This is a genomic window from Herbiconiux sp. FW305-C-125 (assembly GCF_058783455.1).
This window is the reverse complement of record NZ_JBYSYO010000004.1, coordinates 68,001-84,024: the sequence shown is the minus strand read 5'-3', so window position 1 is coordinate 84,024 and position 16,024 is coordinate 68,001. Positions and strand designations below refer to the sequence as shown.

The window sequence follows — 16,024 nt, the reverse complement described above, 5'->3', positions numbered from 1 at the left end:
TGTGATCTTCACTCATGTTGTAAGCTTGCGGCTACGCAGCGAAAGGAGCGTGCCGTGGTAGTGACCTCAATTGACATCGATCCGAGCGATCTGCGCGCTGCACGCACTCTCGTGCGAGCCTCGTCCAACGCGGAGACAGTCGAGATCGCGCTCAAGGCAGTGATCGCCTCCCGCCAGCGGCAGCAGGCCGAAGCCATCGAACGGATCATTTCGCGGCACTTCGACGATGAGGATATCGATGCCCCCACCATCACACCTGCGGGTAGGCATGAAGATGCTTCGTGACCACCTATCTCGTCGATAACAGTGTCTGGCAGAAGGCTGCCCGGAGTCCGGCCATAGCGAAGCGGATGCGTGAACTTCCGCCCCAGCACCTCGTCATGACCTGTCCGCCGCAGGTGCTGGAGTACTGTTACTCGGCGCGCAACGCCGCCGAGTTTCGCGAACTTCGAGACGACATGGCGAGGTTCATCCCCGCCGATCATCATCCCGACGAGCACGATGTGCTCGACCTGCAACAGGCGCTATGGGAGAAAGGCCTCATGCGCGCGGCGGCCGCCTTCGACTGTCTCATTGCTGCCTACGCCATGGCGGATGACGCGATCGTGCTGCATTCCGACCGCGACTTCGCTTGCATCGCCGAGGCCGTGGGGCCGGCCTTCCGGCAGGAGTACGTGCCGGAGTGAGGGCGCGGCGACGCTTCGGGCCCGACGAGCCCACGGTGCTCTCGGCGACAACGCACGGCGAACGTGGAATACAGTAGGCAATCAGCCAGCTGGAGGGATTGCATCGTGGATGCCGGAATCGTGACGAACGCACTGCCGCTCGGAATCGCGGATCAGTCGCTCTCGGCGAAGATCTACGAAGAGCTGCGCGAGCGCATCATCGAGGGGATCATCCCGGCGGGCGAGCGCATCCGGGAACGCGAACTGGCGGAGGAGTTCAACGTCTCGCGCATCCCGATCCGCGAGGCGATGCCGCGCCTGGAGAGCGAAGGCTTCATCCGCACCGTGCCCCGCAAGGGCGCCGTCGTCACCGAGATGACGCTCGGCGACGTCGAGGAGCTGTTCGCCGTGCGCTCGAGCCTCGAAGTGCTCGCGGCCCGGCTGGCGGCGCAGGCCTGCGCGCAGGGAGCCTCGTCGAGCGAGCTCTTCGAGCGGCTGGCCGCGGCCGAGGCGGCGATCGAGGTGGGCGACGACCGCGAGATCGCCGCGGCCAACTCGGCGCTGCACGAGGAGATCCTGCGCCTGTCGGGCAACTCGCTGCTGATCGGGCTGATGGGGCCGATCAACGGCCGCGTGCGCCGCCTGTTCCGGCTCGAGGCCGAACGCGATCAGCAGGTGTTGTGCGCCGAGCATCAGCAGCTGTGCCGGGCCATCGCTGACGGCAACGTCGAGTACGCCGGTTCGCTGGCCTACGCGCACGTCGAGCACAGCCGCTCGGACTCGCTCAAGCTGATGCGCGAACGCCTCGACCCGTAACCCGCCGTCGCCGCACGTTCGGCATACCAAGTGACGCGAAACAAAGACGTAACAGCGGAGAAGTCGCGTTGAAATATAAAGATGGCATTTTGTATACCAAGATCTCTTCCCAGAAGGACCAATGGTGTACGACGCTCTCACTCTCTTCGACGCACGGCTCGCGAACGGCGCGCTCGCCGACCTGACGGTCGCCGACGGCACCATCGTCTCCGTGGTCTCCGCCGGGGGTGACGGCGCATCCGCCCGCGAGGCGGCGTCGGGCGTCTCGGGGGCTGCCCGAGCCCGGGCGATGAGCATCGATTCCCCCGCGTTCGATGACGTCGTGCGGGGGCGGGCCGATCTCCCGGCGCACCTCGACCTGCAGGGCCGCCTGGTGCTGCCGGCGCTGGTGAACGGACACGCACACCTCGACAAGACCTTCATGGGCGCTCCGTGGCAACCGCACCGCGTGGGCACCACCGTGCCCGCCCGGGTCGGCGCCGAGCGCGACATCCGCTCGACCATCAGCGAGTCGGTCGGCGACCGCTCGGCCGCTCTCGCCCGGGCCATGGTCGAATCGGGCACCGGGACCGTGCGCACCCACGTCGACATCGACACCGAGCTCGGCCTCTCCTCGCTCGAATCGCTGCTCGAGCTGCGCGATGCGCTGCGCGGTGTGCTGCGGATGCAGATCGTCGCCTTCCCGCAGAGCGGCATCCTGGCGTCCCCCGGCGTCGAGCGGCTGCTCGAGGAGGCGCTGATCGCCGGCGCCGACGTGATCGGCGGTCTCGACCCGGCCGGCTTCGATCGCGACGCCGCGCGCCACCTCGACATCGTGTTCGAGCTCGCCGGCGCCTACGGAGTGGGCGTGGACATCCACCTGCACGAACTCGGCGGCTCGGCGGTCGAGCAGTACCACCTCATCGCCGAGCGCACGCGCCGGGTCGGCCTCGCCGGCCGCGTCGTCGTGAGCCACGCCTACGGACTCGGCTCGATCGAGCTCGACCTCGCCCGCCGCATCGGCCACGAATTCGCCGAGGCCGGGGTGGCCGTCATGACCAACGGTCCCGCCGGGCCGATGCCGCCGGTGCTCGCGATGCGCGCGGAGGGTGCCACCGTCTTCTCCGGTTCCGACAACATCCGCGACGCCTGGTGGCCGTACGGCGACGGCGACATGCTGGGCATCGCCCGCCAGGTGGCCTACCAGTCGAACTTCCGCACCGATGAGGAGCTGGAGATCGCGCTCGACCTGGTCACCCATGCGGCGGCCAGCGCCATCGGCCTCGACCGCTACGGCGTCGTCGCGGGCGCGCCGGCCGACCTGCTCGTTCTGGACGCCCCCTCGCCGGCCGCGGCCGTCGCGGGAGGTTCGGGCGACCGGATCGTGCTGCACGGCGGAGCGTTCGTCGCCGCCCAGACCCGCGAAACGCACCTCGCCGCACCCGCCCTGCGCGGTGCCGTCCCGGTGCGCCCCTGACCCCCGCACCATCCATCCCCTACTCCCGGAGTGACTCATGAAACGCACCACAGCCCGAGCGGGCGCGGCCATCGTCGCAGCCCTCGCCGTCAGCGCGCTGCTCACCGCCTGCGGCGGGACTTCGAGCTCCTCATCCACCTCCGCCGCCCGTGACGAGACCGTCATCATCGGCACGGGGGCCACCCCGCAGACCCTCGACCCCGTGCTCGCCTCCGACGTGCAGACCGACTTCACGGTCGGCGCCGCCTACGACAAACTCGTCGATTACGACGCCGACGGCCAGCTGGTGCCGCAGATCGCCGCGGAGTGGTCGTACAACGACGACGCGACCGTGGTGACCCTGAAGCTCCGCGACGACGTGGTGTTCCACAGCGGAACCCCGCTCACCGCGGCCGACGTGGTCTACACCCTCGACCGGGTGAAGAAGCTCGGCATCGGCGTGTCGTCGTTCATCACCGACTACGTCTCGTCGAAGGCCGTCGACGACACGACGGTGGAGATCACGCTCGGCAAGACGAACACCACCTTCGTCGGTGCCCTCAGCAAGATCTACGTCGTCGACTCCGGTCTGGTGAGCGAGAACGAGGGAACGGATGACGGCCAGACCTGGCTCGCGAGCCACGACGCCGGCTCCGGCCCGTACTCGCTGACCGACTACACGCCGAATCAGCAGGCCACCCTCGCGCGCTACGACGACTCGTGGCGCTTCGACGACGCCCGGCCGACCGGGCTGGTCTACCGCTACATCACCGAGGGCGCGACACTGAGCGCCGAGCTCAAGTCGGGCGGTGTCGACGTGGTGACCGGGCTGACCGGGCCCGACCTCCAGGGCTTCGAGGACGCATCCGGATTCCAGGTGCAGGACATGCAGAGCATGCTGCAGCTGTACGTGATGATGAACACGCAGAAGGGCGTCACCGCCGACCCGCGGGTGCGCCAGGCGATCCAGCTGGCCTACGACTACGACGGCCACATCTCGTCGATCCTGAGTGGCCGCGGCTCGGTCGCGACCGGACTCGCCGCCCCCTCGGTGGCCTGCCGGGTCGACACCGGCCCTGCCGAGCAGGATGTCGCGAAGGCCAAGGAGCTCATCCAGGAAGCCGGCGCCGAGGGTGCCACGCTGACGCTCGCGTACCAGTCCACCATCCCCGAGCACCAGAAGGCGGCCACCCTGCTGCAGTCGAACCTCAAGGACATCGGGCTGAACCTCGAGTTGCAGACGGTCACCTACCCGGAGTACGTCAGCATGATCCAGTCGCCCGACACCACGCCCGACCTCGGTCTGCTCTGGGACTTCCCGTACTACCCCGAGATCGGCCCGATGCTCTACCGCGTCTACGACTCGCAGTTCATCGGCCAGACGAACTACGCGCTCTACTCGAACCCCGAGGTCGACGCGCTGCTCGAGAAGGGGATGTCGACCACCGACCCGGCCGCCGCCTGCGACGCGTTCACCGAGGCCCAGGACAAGATCCTCGCCGACGACGTCAGTGTCAACATCTCCAACCCGCAGTCGGCGGTCGTGCTGAGGGACGGTCTCGGCGGCATCACCTACGACCCGACCTACCAGCTGTTCAACCCGACGATGCTCGTCGTCACGCCGTAACCGGCGCCGGGGTGGCGGCGCCGCATCGCCGGCGTCGCCACCCTTCCCCTTCCCGCACCATCACTCCGAACCCTCGCACCCGAACAGGAGGCACCTCATGGCGATCTACATCGCGAAGCGGGTCGGGCTCGCGATCCTCAGCGTGTGGGGGATCATCACCATCGTCTTCTTCCTCACCAAGCTCATCCCGGGTGACGCCGCGCGCGTCGCGGCCGGCCGCACGGCCACCGCCGACCAGATCGAGCAGGCCCGCCAGCGCCTCGGTCTCGACAAACCGGTGATCGAGCAGTACCTCGACTTCCTCGGCAAGGCAGTGCGCGGCGACCTCGGCCAGTCGGCGTCGACCCACCAGAACGTGGTGGCCGACCTCTCGCAGACCGTGCCGGTCACCCTTCAGCTCGTGCTGGTGGCCATGCTCTTCACCATCGTGATCGCGGTGCCGCTCGGTACCGTCGCCGCCGCTCTCCGGGACACGGCGCCGGATGTCGCGGCGCGCATCCTCTTCGTGTTGAGCGGCGGTGTGCCGGTGTTCTGGCTCGCCATCCTGCTGCAGTGGCTGTTCGCCTCGAACCTCGGCTGGTTCCCGATCTCGGGGTCGAACTCCTTCGGCGCCGCACCGCCCGACGTCACCGGCTTCACGCTGGTCGACTCGCTGATCGCCGGCGACCCCGCGGCGTTCGGCGACTCGTTCGAGCACCTCGTCCTTCCTGCCCTCGCCCTGAGCGCGCCCTTCCTCTCCACGGTCGCGCGCAACGTGCGGTCGAACCTCATCGGCGCCCTCGACACCGACTACGTGGCCTTCGCCGTCTCGAAGGGCGCGAAGCCGTTCCGGGTGGTCACCCGGCACGGTCTGCGGTCGACGTTCGGGTCGACGCTCACGATCATCGGCATGCAATTGGGCTGGATGATGGGCGCGGCGCTCCTCGTGGAGACCGTCTTCGCCCTGCCGGGCATCGGCGTCTACCTCAATCAGGCGGTGCTCAACCAGGACACCTTCGCCGTGCTCGGCTGCGTGCTCGTGATCGGTGTGGTGTTCACCGTGGCGAGTCTCGTGGTCGACCTCATCCAGATCGGCACCGACCCGCGCGTGCGGGCCTCGTACACGACGGGAGCACCGGCATGACCTCCTTGCTCGAACCCACGGCCGAAGCCGAGCGCGAGAGCGTCGATGCCGACTTCGTGCCGGCCGGCACCCGCGGCTATCGAAAAGTCAACGAGTGGCTGACCCCCGCCGGTCTGGGCGCGGGCATCTCCCGGGGGCTCCGCGGACTGTTCGGCCGCCGGGCACCGATCGTCGACCGCGTCGCGATCGTCATCACCGCACTGCTCGTGCTGATCGCGATCGTCGGCCCGTTCATCGCCCCCTACGACCCCTACCTGGCCCAGCCGGTGGATTCGCTGCTGCCGCCGAGCGCCGCGCACTGGATGGGCACCGACGACGCCGGCCGTGACGTGCTGTCGCGGCTGCTGACCGGTGCCGGCACCACGCTGCTGGCGGCGATCGCCGTGGTCGTGCTGACCACGGTGGTGGGAGTCGTGGTGGCGAGCATCGCGGCGCTCGCGCCGCGGGCGGTCGACACCGTCATCATGCGCATCTGCGACATCGCCATGGCCCTGCCCGCCATGGTGCTCGCCCTCGGCATCGCGGCGGCCCTCGGGCCGTCGCTCGGATCGGTGGTGGTGGCCATGGTGATCGCGATGTGGCCGGGCACCACCCGGCTCGTGCGCGGCATCCTGCGCGTCACGATGTCGAGCGCCTACGTCGAGTCGGCGCGGGTGACGGGCGTCTCGCGGTTCGGGCTGCTCGCCCGGCACGTGCTGCCGAACTCGATGGACTCGGTCTACGTGCAGGCGAGCATGGAGATCTCGGGCACGATCGTGCTGATGGCGGGCCTCGCCTACCTCGGTGTGGGCGCCCCGCCACCGAGCGCCGACTGGGGCGCCATGGTCGCCCAGGGCCGTGAGTACATCACCACCGCGTGGTGGGTCACCACCTTCCCGGGCCTCGCCATCACGATCGCCGCCATCGCCTTCGGCCTGCTCGGCGACGCCATCCGGGTGCGGCTCGACCCGAGTCTGCGGAGGCGCTGACATGACCGACGAGAAGGTGCTCGAGATCGCGGGCCTCACCGTGCAGGTGCCCGAGGCGGCACGCATCGACGACGCGCCAGGCGACCTCACCCTGGTGCACGGCGTCGACCTCACGATCCACCGCGGCGAACGGCTCGCCCTGGTGGGCGAGTCGGGGTCGGGCAAGTCGATGACCGCCAAGGCCGTGATGCGCCTCGACCCCACCGTGCGGCTCGGCGGCTCGATCCGAGTGGCCGGAACCGAGATCGTGGGCGCGCCCGAGCGGCGGGTGCGGGCACTGCGCGGCTCGGCCGTGTCGATGGTGTTCCAGGACCCGATGACCGCGCTGAACCCCGTGCTCACCATCGGCGACCAGGTGGCCGAGCCACTCGTCATCCGCGGTGTCGGCCGGCGCGAGGCGCGCCGTCGGGCGCTCGAGATGCTCGACCGGCTCGGTGTGCCGGATGCCGCGCGCCGCATGTCGGCGTACCCCGCGGAGTTCTCGGGCGGTATGCGGCAGCGGGTGGTGATGGCGGCCGCCCTGGTGGCGCAGCCGGCGCTGCTCATCGCCGACGAGCCGACCACGGCGCTCGACGTGCGCGTGCAGGAGCAGGTGCTCGACCTGATCGAGGAGCAGTCGCGCGAGCTCGGGCTGGCCGTGCTGCTCATCACGCACGACCTGGCCATCGTGGCGGGTCTCGCGCATCGGGTGGCCGTGATGTACCGCGGCGCGATCGTGGAGAACCGGCCGGTCGACGAGCTGTTCGCCGACCCCGAGCATCCGTACACCCGCGGCCTGCTCGGGTCGATCCCCCGCATCGACGCCGACCCCTCGGTGCGGCTCCGCACGGTCGACCAGTTCATGGCCGACGCGGCCGCAGCCGGCGAAGTGGCCGCAGCCGACGAAACCGCCGCGGCCGCCGCGACCGCCCCCGTCGCCCCCCAGGAGGTGCCCGCATGAGCGCGCTGCTCACCGTCGACTCGCTCGTGAAGCGGTTCGGGTCGGGCAACCGCACCCACACGGCCGTCGACAAGGTCTCGTTCGAGCTCTTCCCGGGCGAGGTGCTCGGCATCGTGGGGGAGTCGGGCTCGGGCAAGTCGACCACGGTGCGGTGCCTCATGGGGCTCGAACGGCCGGAGTCCGGCGACCTCCGCTACGACGGCATCAACCTGCGCCGCATGACCTTCGCCCAGCAGCGGCGATTCCGCTCCGAGGTGCAGATGGTGTTCCAGGACCCGTACTCGAGCCTCAACCCGCGCATGACGATCGGCCGCATCGTGGCCGAGCCGCTGCGGGTGAACACCAAGCTGACCGCAGCCGCCCGGCGCGACCGCGTGGTCGAGATGCTCGAACTGGTGGGCCTGGAGGCGCGGCACCTGGCCCGCTACCCGCGCTCGTTCTCCGGCGGGCAACGCCAGCGCATCGCCATCGCCCGGGCGCTCGTGAGCGGCCCGCGGGTGCTCGTCTGCGACGAACCCGTCTCGGCGCTGGACGTGTCGGTGCAGGCGCAGGTGCTCAACCTGCTGAAGGACATGCAGGAGAAACTGTCGCTCTCCGTGCTCTTCATCGCCCACGACCTCGCCGTGGTGCGGTACCTCTGCGACCGCCTCGTGATCATGCAGAACGGCGTCGCCGTGGAGCAGGGCACGCGCGACGAGGTCTACGACCACCCCGCGCATCCGTACACCCAGGCCTTGCTGGAAGCCGTTCCCCGAGCCGATCCGGCCGGCGAGCGGATGCGCCGGCAACAGCGACGAGCCCTGATCGAAGCGAGGACAGCATGACCGAGACCACTCTCACCACCACCCGCGTCGGGGTCGACGTGAAGTTCCTGAACGGCAGCACGGCGTGGGGGTCGTGGAGCGACGCCCTCCGCACGGTGGCGGCGATGGGACTCGAGGGCGTGAACGTGCGCACCCTCGACGAGCTCTCGCCCACCCTCGACCGCGCCGAACTCACCGACTTCGCGCAGCTCGCAGACGAGCTCGGGCTCTACGTCGAGATGGGCGTCGGCAAGGTCAACCCGTACATGACCGCCGAACTGCCGCGCGTGCGCGACCTCGGCAACGGCAGCTACCTCGCCGGCATGGAGCGGATGCTCGGCACCTGCGCCGAGTTCGGCTGGACCGAGACCTGGACCGCCATCGGCGGCTACAAGCCCTACCCGGGCATCTTCTTCACCGACCGCTTCCGCACCGACACCGACTGGCCCGACCAGCTCGCGGCCACCGAGCGTTTTCTGCTGAAGCTCGCGCCGGCCCTCCGCGCCACCGGCGTGCGGTTGAACCTCGAGACGCACGAGGAGATCACCACCTTCGAGCTGCTGCGGCTCATCGACGCCGTCGGCGACGACGTGCTCGGCGTCTGCCTCGACCCCGCGAACCTGGCCGTGCGCGCCGAGGTGCCGCTCGAGGGGATCGCTCGGATCGCCCCGCACGTGCGCACGACCCAGCTGCGTGACGCCGCCCTCTGGGTGACCGAGGAGGGCATCTCCCGCTTCATCGCCCCCTGCGGCGAAGGCGTCATCGACTGGGACGTCGCGCTCGCCGAGGTGCTCGACGCGAACCCCGGCATCAACCTCACCATCGAGCCGATCGGGCAGGTGCGCGCCGAGATGAAGCTGCACACCGCCGACCCGGTCTGGCGGGCCGGGCATCCCGACCTCACCGACGCCGCCCTCGCCGAACTCACGGCGCTCGCCGAGGCGTACCAGGCCCGGGCGCTGGCGGGCGAGGCCGAGACCATCGACCAGCTGCGCGCCCTCCGCCCCGCGGAGGCCATCAACGACTTCGCGCTGCGCTGCGCGAGCCACCTGCGCGCGTCACTCGCGCGTCGCGAGGCGCTCGCCGGCTCAGCACCCGCATCCGTTCACGACCGATAGGACCACCATGAGCATCGCCCCCTTCCCCCTCACCGACACGGCCGGCCTGCGCGGACTCGCCGACGCGGTCGCGTGCGACGTCGTTCTGCCCGAGCACCCGGACTACGACCTGCTGCGGCGGGTGTGGAACGCCGACATCGACCGCTACCCGGCCGCGATCGTGCGGTGCACCTCGGCCCAGGATGTCTCCGCCGCCCTCACCTGGAGCGTCGCCAACGGCGTGCCGGTGACGGTGCGCGGGGGCGGTCACAACCTCGCCGGCACCGCCGTCGCCGACGGTGCCGTGCTGATCGACACCGCCCTCCTCGACCAGGTCGTCTTCGACACCGAGGCGGGCACGGTCACGGTGGGGGCCGGATGCCGCTGGGGTGACGTCGACCGGCCCGCCGCCGAGCTCGGGGTGGCGGTTCCCGCCGGCGTCGTCTCGCACACGGGGGTCGCGGGCCTGACGCTCGGCGGCGGCTTCGGCTACCTCGCCCGGATGTACGGCGCGACCGTCGACCACGTCGTCGAGATCGAGGTGGTGGTGGCCGACGGGAGCATCCTCACCGCCAGCGCCACCTCCCACCCCGAGCTGTTCTGGGCGCTCAAGGGCGCCGGTCACAACTACGGCATCGCCACCCGCTTCGTCTACCGCTACGTGCCGCTGCCCGGCCTGGCCACCGTGCGCCAGGCGCTCTACGCCGCGAGCGACCGCAAGGCGCTGCTCGGCTACTTCGCCGAGTGGGGCCTCGACGCGCCGGCCAACCAGGGCACCTACGTGCGGCTGCTGCGCGCGCCCGAGTACTGGTCGCAGATCCCGGCCGAGCACCGCGGCGAGCCCATCATCTCGGTCGCCACGGTGTTCTACGGCGACCCCGCCGACGAGCCCGCCGCCACCGCCCCGATGTTCGAGCAGGCCACGCCCATCTACGAGAGCCTCCGCACCATGCCGCACGTCACACTGCAGCACGCCACCGACGACGAGTTCCGCTACGGCATCTCGCACTACTGGAAGCACACCTTCTTGAGCGAGCTCTCGGCCGAGGCGATCGACACCATCATCGAGCGAGCGGATGCCTACACCGGCCGGGCGCTCAACTCCAGCGCCCACATCGCCCACCAGTTGATGTGCCCGTTCGAGATCATCGCCGGCTCGCGCACCCCGCGCGACTCGTCGAACGACTCCACCGCCGGGGTGGGCGCCCCCTTCGCCGCCAACATCGGCGCCGACTGGGAGTACCCGGGTGAGAAGGCGCCGCTGGTGGCCTGGGCGAAGGGTTTCGACGAGGCCCTCGCGCCGTACCGGAAAGGCACCTACATCAACTTCACCTCGGTGGCGGGCGACGAGTCCGTCGCGCGCTCGGTCTACGGCGACAAGTACGACCGGCTGGTGTCGGTGAAGAAGCAGTACGACCCGGGTAACGTCTTCGCCCGCGGACTCGTCGACCTGAGCGACAACGCGGGGGAGCTCGCATGACCCTGCGGGTGGGCACCGACACGAGCAAGTTCCCGGGCGCCGAAGCGCTCGGCGCCGTCGGCACGCTCGAGGCGGTCGCGGCGCTCGGCCTCGACGGCGCCTTCTTCCGCTCGGCCTTCGCCCTGAGTCCGACCCTGGATGCGGCCGAGCTCGCCGACGTCACCGCCGCCGCCGTCGACCTGGGGCTCTACCTCGAGGTGGGCACCGCGAAGGTCAATCCGTACGCCACCCCCGAAGCGCCCGAGATCCGCCGGCTCGGGGAGGGCGACTACCTGTTGGGGCTCGAGCGGATCATCCGTGCGGTCACCGCTGCGGGCATCACCGAGCTCTGGACGGCCACGGCGAACTACCAGTTCCGCATCCGCGGCCTCTACGCCTGCGACCGGTTCCGCACCGACGTCGAGTGGAGCGAGCAGCTGCTGGCCACCGCGAAGGTGCTCGACCGCATCGCGCCGGTGCTGCGCGACACGGGCGCGCACCTCAACATCGAGACCCATGAGGAGATCACCTCCTTCGAGGTGGTGCGCCTGGTGGAGGGCGCCGGACCGGATGCGTTCGGCATCACCTTCGACACCGCGAACGTGCTCGTGCGCTGCGAAGACCCGGTGGCAGCCGCCGCGCGGGTGGCACCCTACACGCGGCTCAGCCACGTGCGTGACGTGGCGCTGCACTCCACCGCCGATGGCATCGGGCGCTTCCTCGCCCCGGTCGGGCAGGGCGTCATCGACTGGCACGCGGTGCTCGGATCGCTGCTCGAGTCGCCGCACCCGGTGAACCTCTCCATCGAAGGGGTGGTGCGGATGTCCGCCGAGATGCCGCTCCACATCGACGACCCGGTGTGGCGGGACGGGCATCCGGATCTCACCGACGACGAGTACGAGTCGGTGCTGGCCCTCACCCGCGACTACGAATCGCGCGCCGCCGCCGGCCTCGCGCCCGGCCTCGACGCGCTGCGTGCGCCCATCGACGACGAGCAGTCGCTCGCCTTCATCACCTCGAGCGCGGCCGCCCTGCGCGCCGTGCTCGCCGATCTGACCGGGCCGGATCGGCTCGTGACCACCGAAACAGGAATGAGAAACGCATGACCCTCCTCACCGTTCCCAACAGCGTCGCGGTCGACAGCGACTTCTTCCCCACCCTGAGCCTCGCCGAGCGCGACCGGCGCTGGGCCCTCGTGCGTGCCTTCCTGTCCGAGAACGGCCTCGACGCGCTGCTGATCTTCGGGCAGGGCCGCAACGCGAACGACTCCTACCTGACCAACGAAGACGCGCACGCCACCGTGCTGTTCACCCCCACCGAGGAGCCGCTGTCGTTCCTCGGCGACGTGCCGATCAACCGTTACGACTCCGCCGGAGCGCGCTACGAGCGCTGGACCGACAACTGGGTGCACGGCAACCCCATCGCGAACCTCACCACCGCGGTGAACGAGCGCGGGCTCGCCGGCGCCACCATCGGCATCGTGGGTCTCACCAGCCGCGCGGTGGGGCAGTGGAACGGCGTCATCCCCTTCCGCACCTGGACGGCCGTGCTCGCCGCCCTGCCCGGCGTGACCTTCGTCGACGTCGCCGACGCCTTCGAGACCCTCACGCTCGTCAAGAGCGAGGAGGAGCAGCAGATGGTGCGCAAAGCGGCGGCCCTCGGCGAGGCGGCCAGTGCCGCGTACGTCGCTGCGGCGGGCGTGGGGGTGCTCGAGAGCGTCGTGACGGCGGCGGCCATCGAGGCCATCGTCGCCGGCGGCGGGTGGATGCGCGCGCCCTTCATCCTGGAACGCGCCGGCTCGCAGCGCTTCGGCTGGGGTCAGCCCGAGTGGTTCGGCATGGGCGGCAAGCCCTACGCGCTGCAGAAGGGCGACAGCATCGCCTCGGAGCTCTTCGCCTACTACGGCGGATTCGAGTCGCAGCAGCAGATCGACGTGTCGATCGGTGAGCCGGATGCGCTGCTGCGCGAACTCGAGGCAGTGTGCCTGGAGTCGTACGACGCGGGCATCCAGGCGCTGAAGCCGGGCATCCGCTTCTCGGAGCTGGCGGCCATCATGGACGAGCCGCTCAAGCGCTCGCGCACCTGGAACACGGGGCCGATGGTGCAGACGGTCGCGCCGGTGATCTACAACAGCGCCACGCGCATCGACCCGGGCGTCGACCCGGCGCTCTCGCACCTGCCGAAGCTCCCCGGCGGTGTCGGGCTCGACGGCGACTTCGTGATCACGGAGGGCGTGGCGTTCGCCTTCGAGCCGAACGCGCTCCGCGACGGCAAGCGCGTCTGCATCGGCGGCACCGTGATGCTCACCGCCAACGGCATCGAAGAGCTCAACACGATCGCCAACCGGCTGCAGGTGGTGGCGGCGTGACGGAGACGCTCGTCGCGCTGCCGTCGGCGGAGCGGGCCTCGGCCACCGGAGCGCTCCGGGTGGGGCCGGCGGTGCTCGTGGCGGGGGCGGGATCGGGGCCGCTCGCGGGCACCGTGACGGTGACGAAGGATCTCTTCGCGATCGCCGACCAGACCATCGCCGCGGGCAATCCCGACTGGCTCGCCGATGCCCGACCCGCGGTGTCGAACGCGGCGGCCGTGCAGGCCTGGGCGGATGCCGGGGCGACCGTGGTGGGAATCGCGCACAGCGACGAACTCGCCTTCAGCCTCTCCGGCACGAACGTGCACTACGGCACGCCCGTGAATCCGCACGACGCGTCGCGCATCCCGGGCGGATCGTCGAGCGGATCGGTCGCGGCCGTCGCCGGCGGACTCGTCGACTACGCGCTCGCCACCGACACGGGAGGTTCCACCCGGGTGCCGGCGTCGTACTGCGGGGTGTTCGGCATCCGCACCACGCACGGCCGGGTGCCCACCGACGGCCTGGTGCCGCTCGTGCCGCGGTTCGACACCGTCGGGGTGCTCGCGCGCTCGGGCGCGATGCTCGAGACGGCGACGCGGGTGCTGCTCTCGTCGAGCGACGGTGGCGCTGGTGACGGCGCCGGCGGTGGCGGCGGTGGCGGCGGTGGCGCCGGTGGCGGCGTGCCCGCGGTCTCGCGCATCGTGGTCGCGACGGATGTGCTCGGGCTGGCCGATCCGGGTGCCGTCGTCGCCGTGCGGGCCGCCGCGGTCGCGCTCGCCGCCCGGATCGGTGTCCCGTTCAGCGAGGTGGAGTTCGCCGGAGCCCCGCAGCTCGGCGAGTGGCGCTCCGCGTTCATGGCGCGGCAGCTGCCCGAGATCTGGCGAACGCACGGTGAGTGGGTGTCGACCAGGGAGCCGGCGCCGCGATTCGGTCCGGGCATCACCGCGCGGATGGCCGACGCCGCGGCCGCGGACACCTCGCGGATGGGGCTGGCCGACGAGGCCGGCGACGCGATCCTCGCCCGCCTGGACGAGGTGCTCGCACCGGGCGCCGTGCTCGTGTTCGCGTCGGCCTCCGGCCCGGCGCCCCGCGTCGACCTCGACGCGGCGGCGAAGGGCGAACTGCGCGGGCGCACGATCGCGATGACCTGTCTCGCGGGTCTCGCGGGGCTGCCGGCGGTCTCACTGCCGCTCGCCGAGGTCGACGGGCTGCCCGTCGGACTCTGCGCGGTCGGGCGCCCGGGTGACGACGAGCTGCTGCTCGGCCTCGCGCGCGACGCCGATCCGCTGGCCCTGCCGCACGCGGACGCCGTTCCGCCGGGCGCGACGGCATGACGTCGCCGTCCGCGGCGGGGACGACCCCCGTGCTGCTCCGCAACGCGCGGATCGCCACGGGCACCGGCACTGCGGTCGGCCCCGGCGGGCTCGTCGACATCCACCTCGCGGATGGCCGCATCGTCGCCGTGCACCCCGCGTCGCCCACCCCCGCGGCGGGCGACGCGGGCCCCCTCGACGTCGGCTCCCTCGCTCCGGGCTCGCTCGACCTGGGCGGCCGGGTGGTCGCGCCGTCGTTCGTCGAGCCGCATCTGCACCTCGACAAGGCGCTGCTCGGCACACCGGCGGGTGGCGCCACGCTCGCCGAGGCCATCGCCGCCACGGCCGAGCGCAAGGCGGCCTTCACCGCCGCCGACGTGCGCACCCGGGCCGAACGGATGCTCGGCATGGCGCTGCGCAACGGCACCACCGCCATCCGGGCCCAGACCGAGGTCGATCCGGGCGTCGGCCTCCTCAGTGTCGACGTCATGTCCGCGCTCGCCGAGGAGCACGCGACCTGGCTCGACCTGCAGATCGCCATCTTCCCGCAGGAGGGCATCCTCTCCCGCCCCGGCACGCTCGAGTTGATGAGGGCCGGCCTCGCCCGCCCCAACACGGTGGTCGGCGGATGCCCGTACTCGGAGGTCACCTCGGACGACGCCCGGGCGCACGTCGACCAGGTGCTCGACCTCGCCGTCGAGTTCGGCGCGCCCGCCGACCTGCACCTCGATCTGGCCGACGACCTCGACGACGAGCGGTTCACGCTCGCCGAGTACGTCGCGCAGGCCGTGGCCGACCGTGGGCTCCAGGGACGGGTGGCTCTCGGGCACGTCACCACGCTCTCGGCGATGCCATCGGCTCGTCGCGACCGTGTGCTCGACGCTCTGGTGGCGGCCGACGTCGCGGTGGTGGTGCTCCCCGCAACAGACCTCTACCTGATGGGCCGGTCCGACGAGTCGAACGCCCGCCGGGGTGTGGCTCCGCTCGAGCCGCTGCGCCGCCGGGGCGTGCGCACCGCCGTCTCCTCCAACAACGTGCGCAACGCCTTCACGCCAACGGGGCGCGCCGATCCGCTCGACATCGCGTTGCTCCTCGCCCGCGTCTCCTTCGCTTCCGATCCCGCCCATTTCGCGCAGCTGCTCGAGCTGACCGGTGCCGCCGGCGCCCGCATCCTGCACCCGGCCCCCGAACCCCGGCACGCCATCGAGGCGGGCGCACGCGCCGATCTGGTGGTGTTCGACTCCCTCGACCCGGCCGCGCTCGTGCTCGACCAGCCGCCCCGCCACCTCGTCGTCGCCCGCGGCCGGGTCGTCTACGCCGCCGAGCACCACGAGAGCTGGGCGCCCGATCTCGCCGCCCTCCGGCAGGAGGAGGCCAGGGAATGATGCGATAGTTAAGTTGCCTAGCCGCTCCGCTCGCGCATCCGCC

15 protein-coding genes are annotated in these 16,024 nt (G+C 71.0%); all 15 read left to right on the top strand.

Features of this window, described 5'->3' with window-relative positions; all coding sequences use genetic code 11:
- The first annotated feature begins 54 nt into the window (after nucleotides 1-54).
- Nucleotides 55-285 (top strand): hypothetical protein, encoded by a 231-nt coding sequence (locus tag AC3WLB_RS12320; protein WP_031282236.1) that lies wholly within the window; start codon nucleotides 55-57, stop codon nucleotides 283-285.
- A complete protein-coding gene (locus tag AC3WLB_RS12315; RefSeq protein ID WP_492506339.1) occupies nucleotides 282-686 on the top strand; it encodes a PIN domain-containing protein in 405 nt (134 codons plus the stop codon). The genes AC3WLB_RS12320 and AC3WLB_RS12315 overlap by 4 nt, the downstream gene beginning before the upstream one ends.
- A 105-nt stretch (nucleotides 687-791) precedes the next feature.
- Complete coding sequence (locus AC3WLB_RS12310; RefSeq protein WP_492506337.1) at nucleotides 792-1,481, top strand: GntR family transcriptional regulator; 690 nt, start codon at nucleotides 792-794, stop codon at nucleotides 1,479-1,481.
- A gap of 121 nt (nucleotides 1,482-1,602) precedes the next feature.
- Nucleotides 1,603-2,937, top strand: a complete 1,335-nt coding sequence (locus tag AC3WLB_RS12305) for an amidohydrolase (RefSeq protein ID WP_492506335.1) — start codon at nucleotides 1,603-1,605, stop codon at nucleotides 2,935-2,937.
- A gap of 37 nt (nucleotides 2,938-2,974) precedes the next feature.
- Complete coding sequence (locus AC3WLB_RS12300) at nucleotides 2,975-4,543, top strand: ABC transporter substrate-binding protein (RefSeq protein ID WP_492506333.1); 1,569 nt, start codon at nucleotides 2,975-2,977, stop codon at nucleotides 4,541-4,543.
- Nucleotides 4,544-4,640: 97 nt separating this feature from the next.
- Nucleotides 4,641-5,666: an ABC transporter permease gene (locus tag AC3WLB_RS12295; RefSeq protein WP_492506331.1), complete on the top strand. Its 1,026-nt coding sequence runs from the start codon at nucleotides 4,641-4,643 to the stop codon at nucleotides 5,664-5,666.
- A complete protein-coding gene (locus AC3WLB_RS12290; protein WP_022895015.1) occupies nucleotides 5,663-6,634 on the top strand; it encodes an ABC transporter permease in 972 nt (323 codons plus the stop codon). Before AC3WLB_RS12295 ends, AC3WLB_RS12290 begins: the two co-directional genes overlap by 4 nt.
- A gap of 1 nt (nucleotide 6,635) precedes the next feature.
- Nucleotides 6,636-7,574 (top strand): ABC transporter ATP-binding protein, encoded by a 939-nt coding sequence (locus tag AC3WLB_RS12285; protein ID WP_492506329.1) that lies wholly within the window; start codon nucleotides 6,636-6,638, stop codon nucleotides 7,572-7,574.
- Nucleotides 7,571-8,398: an ATP-binding cassette domain-containing protein gene (locus AC3WLB_RS12280; protein ID WP_492506327.1), complete on the top strand. Its 828-nt coding sequence runs from the start codon at nucleotides 7,571-7,573 to the stop codon at nucleotides 8,396-8,398. The genes AC3WLB_RS12285 and AC3WLB_RS12280 overlap by 4 nt, the downstream gene beginning before the upstream one ends.
- Nucleotides 8,395-9,495: a sugar phosphate isomerase/epimerase family protein gene (locus AC3WLB_RS12275; protein WP_492506325.1), complete on the top strand. Its 1,101-nt coding sequence runs from the start codon at nucleotides 8,395-8,397 to the stop codon at nucleotides 9,493-9,495. Before AC3WLB_RS12280 ends, AC3WLB_RS12275 begins: the two co-directional genes overlap by 4 nt.
- Before the next feature lie 7 nt (nucleotides 9,496-9,502).
- Entirely contained in the window at nucleotides 9,503-10,954 is a 1,452-nt protein-coding gene (locus AC3WLB_RS12270; RefSeq protein ID WP_492506323.1) for an FAD-binding oxidoreductase, read from the top strand.
- Nucleotides 10,951-12,039: a TIM barrel protein gene (locus tag AC3WLB_RS12265; RefSeq protein ID WP_492506321.1), complete on the top strand. Its 1,089-nt coding sequence runs from the start codon at nucleotides 10,951-10,953 to the stop codon at nucleotides 12,037-12,039. The genes AC3WLB_RS12270 and AC3WLB_RS12265 overlap by 4 nt, the downstream gene beginning before the upstream one ends.
- On the top strand, nucleotides 12,036-13,301 hold the full coding sequence (locus AC3WLB_RS12260; RefSeq protein WP_492506319.1) for a M24 family metallopeptidase: 1,266 nt from the start codon (nucleotides 12,036-12,038) through the stop codon (nucleotides 13,299-13,301). Before AC3WLB_RS12265 ends, AC3WLB_RS12260 begins: the two co-directional genes overlap by 4 nt.
- Nucleotides 13,298-14,617, top strand: a complete 1,320-nt coding sequence (locus AC3WLB_RS12255) for an amidase family protein (RefSeq protein ID WP_492506317.1) — start codon at nucleotides 13,298-13,300, stop codon at nucleotides 14,615-14,617. The genes AC3WLB_RS12260 and AC3WLB_RS12255 overlap by 4 nt, the downstream gene beginning before the upstream one ends.
- Entirely contained in the window at nucleotides 14,614-15,981 is a 1,368-nt protein-coding gene (locus tag AC3WLB_RS12250; protein ID WP_492506315.1) for an amidohydrolase family protein, read from the top strand. Before AC3WLB_RS12255 ends, AC3WLB_RS12250 begins: the two co-directional genes overlap by 4 nt.
- Nucleotides 15,982-16,024: the final 43 nt, after the last annotated feature.

Bases quoted from the DNA above. Each gene is read 5' to 3' on its own strand.
- AC3WLB_RS12280 (WP_492506327.1), top strand. From the start codon at position 7,571: ATGAGCGCGCTGCTCACCGTCGACTCGCTCGTGAAGCGGTTCGGGTCG.
- AC3WLB_RS12305 (WP_492506335.1), top strand. From the start codon at position 1,603: ATGGTGTACGACGCTCTCACTCTCTTCGACGCACGGCTCGCGAACGGC.
- AC3WLB_RS12265 (WP_492506321.1), top strand. From the start codon at position 10,951: ATGACCCTGCGGGTGGGCACCGACACGAGCAAGTTCCCGGGCGCCGAA.
- AC3WLB_RS12260 (WP_492506319.1), top strand. From the start codon at position 12,036: ATGACCCTCCTCACCGTTCCCAACAGCGTCGCGGTCGACAGCGACTTC.
- AC3WLB_RS12270 (WP_492506323.1), top strand. From the start codon at position 9,503: ATGAGCATCGCCCCCTTCCCCCTCACCGACACGGCCGGCCTGCGCGGA.
- AC3WLB_RS12300 (WP_492506333.1), top strand. From the start codon at position 2,975: ATGAAACGCACCACAGCCCGAGCGGGCGCGGCCATCGTCGCAGCCCTC.
- AC3WLB_RS12250 (WP_492506315.1), top strand. From the start codon at position 14,614: ATGACGTCGCCGTCCGCGGCGGGGACGACCCCCGTGCTGCTCCGCAAC.
- AC3WLB_RS12285 (WP_492506329.1), top strand. From the start codon at position 6,636: ATGACCGACGAGAAGGTGCTCGAGATCGCGGGCCTCACCGTGCAGGTG.
- AC3WLB_RS12275 (WP_492506325.1), top strand. From the start codon at position 8,395: ATGACCGAGACCACTCTCACCACCACCCGCGTCGGGGTCGACGTGAAG.
- AC3WLB_RS12290 (WP_022895015.1), top strand. From the start codon at position 5,663: ATGACCTCCTTGCTCGAACCCACGGCCGAAGCCGAGCGCGAGAGCGTC.
- AC3WLB_RS12295 (WP_492506331.1), top strand. From the start codon at position 4,641: ATGGCGATCTACATCGCGAAGCGGGTCGGGCTCGCGATCCTCAGCGTG.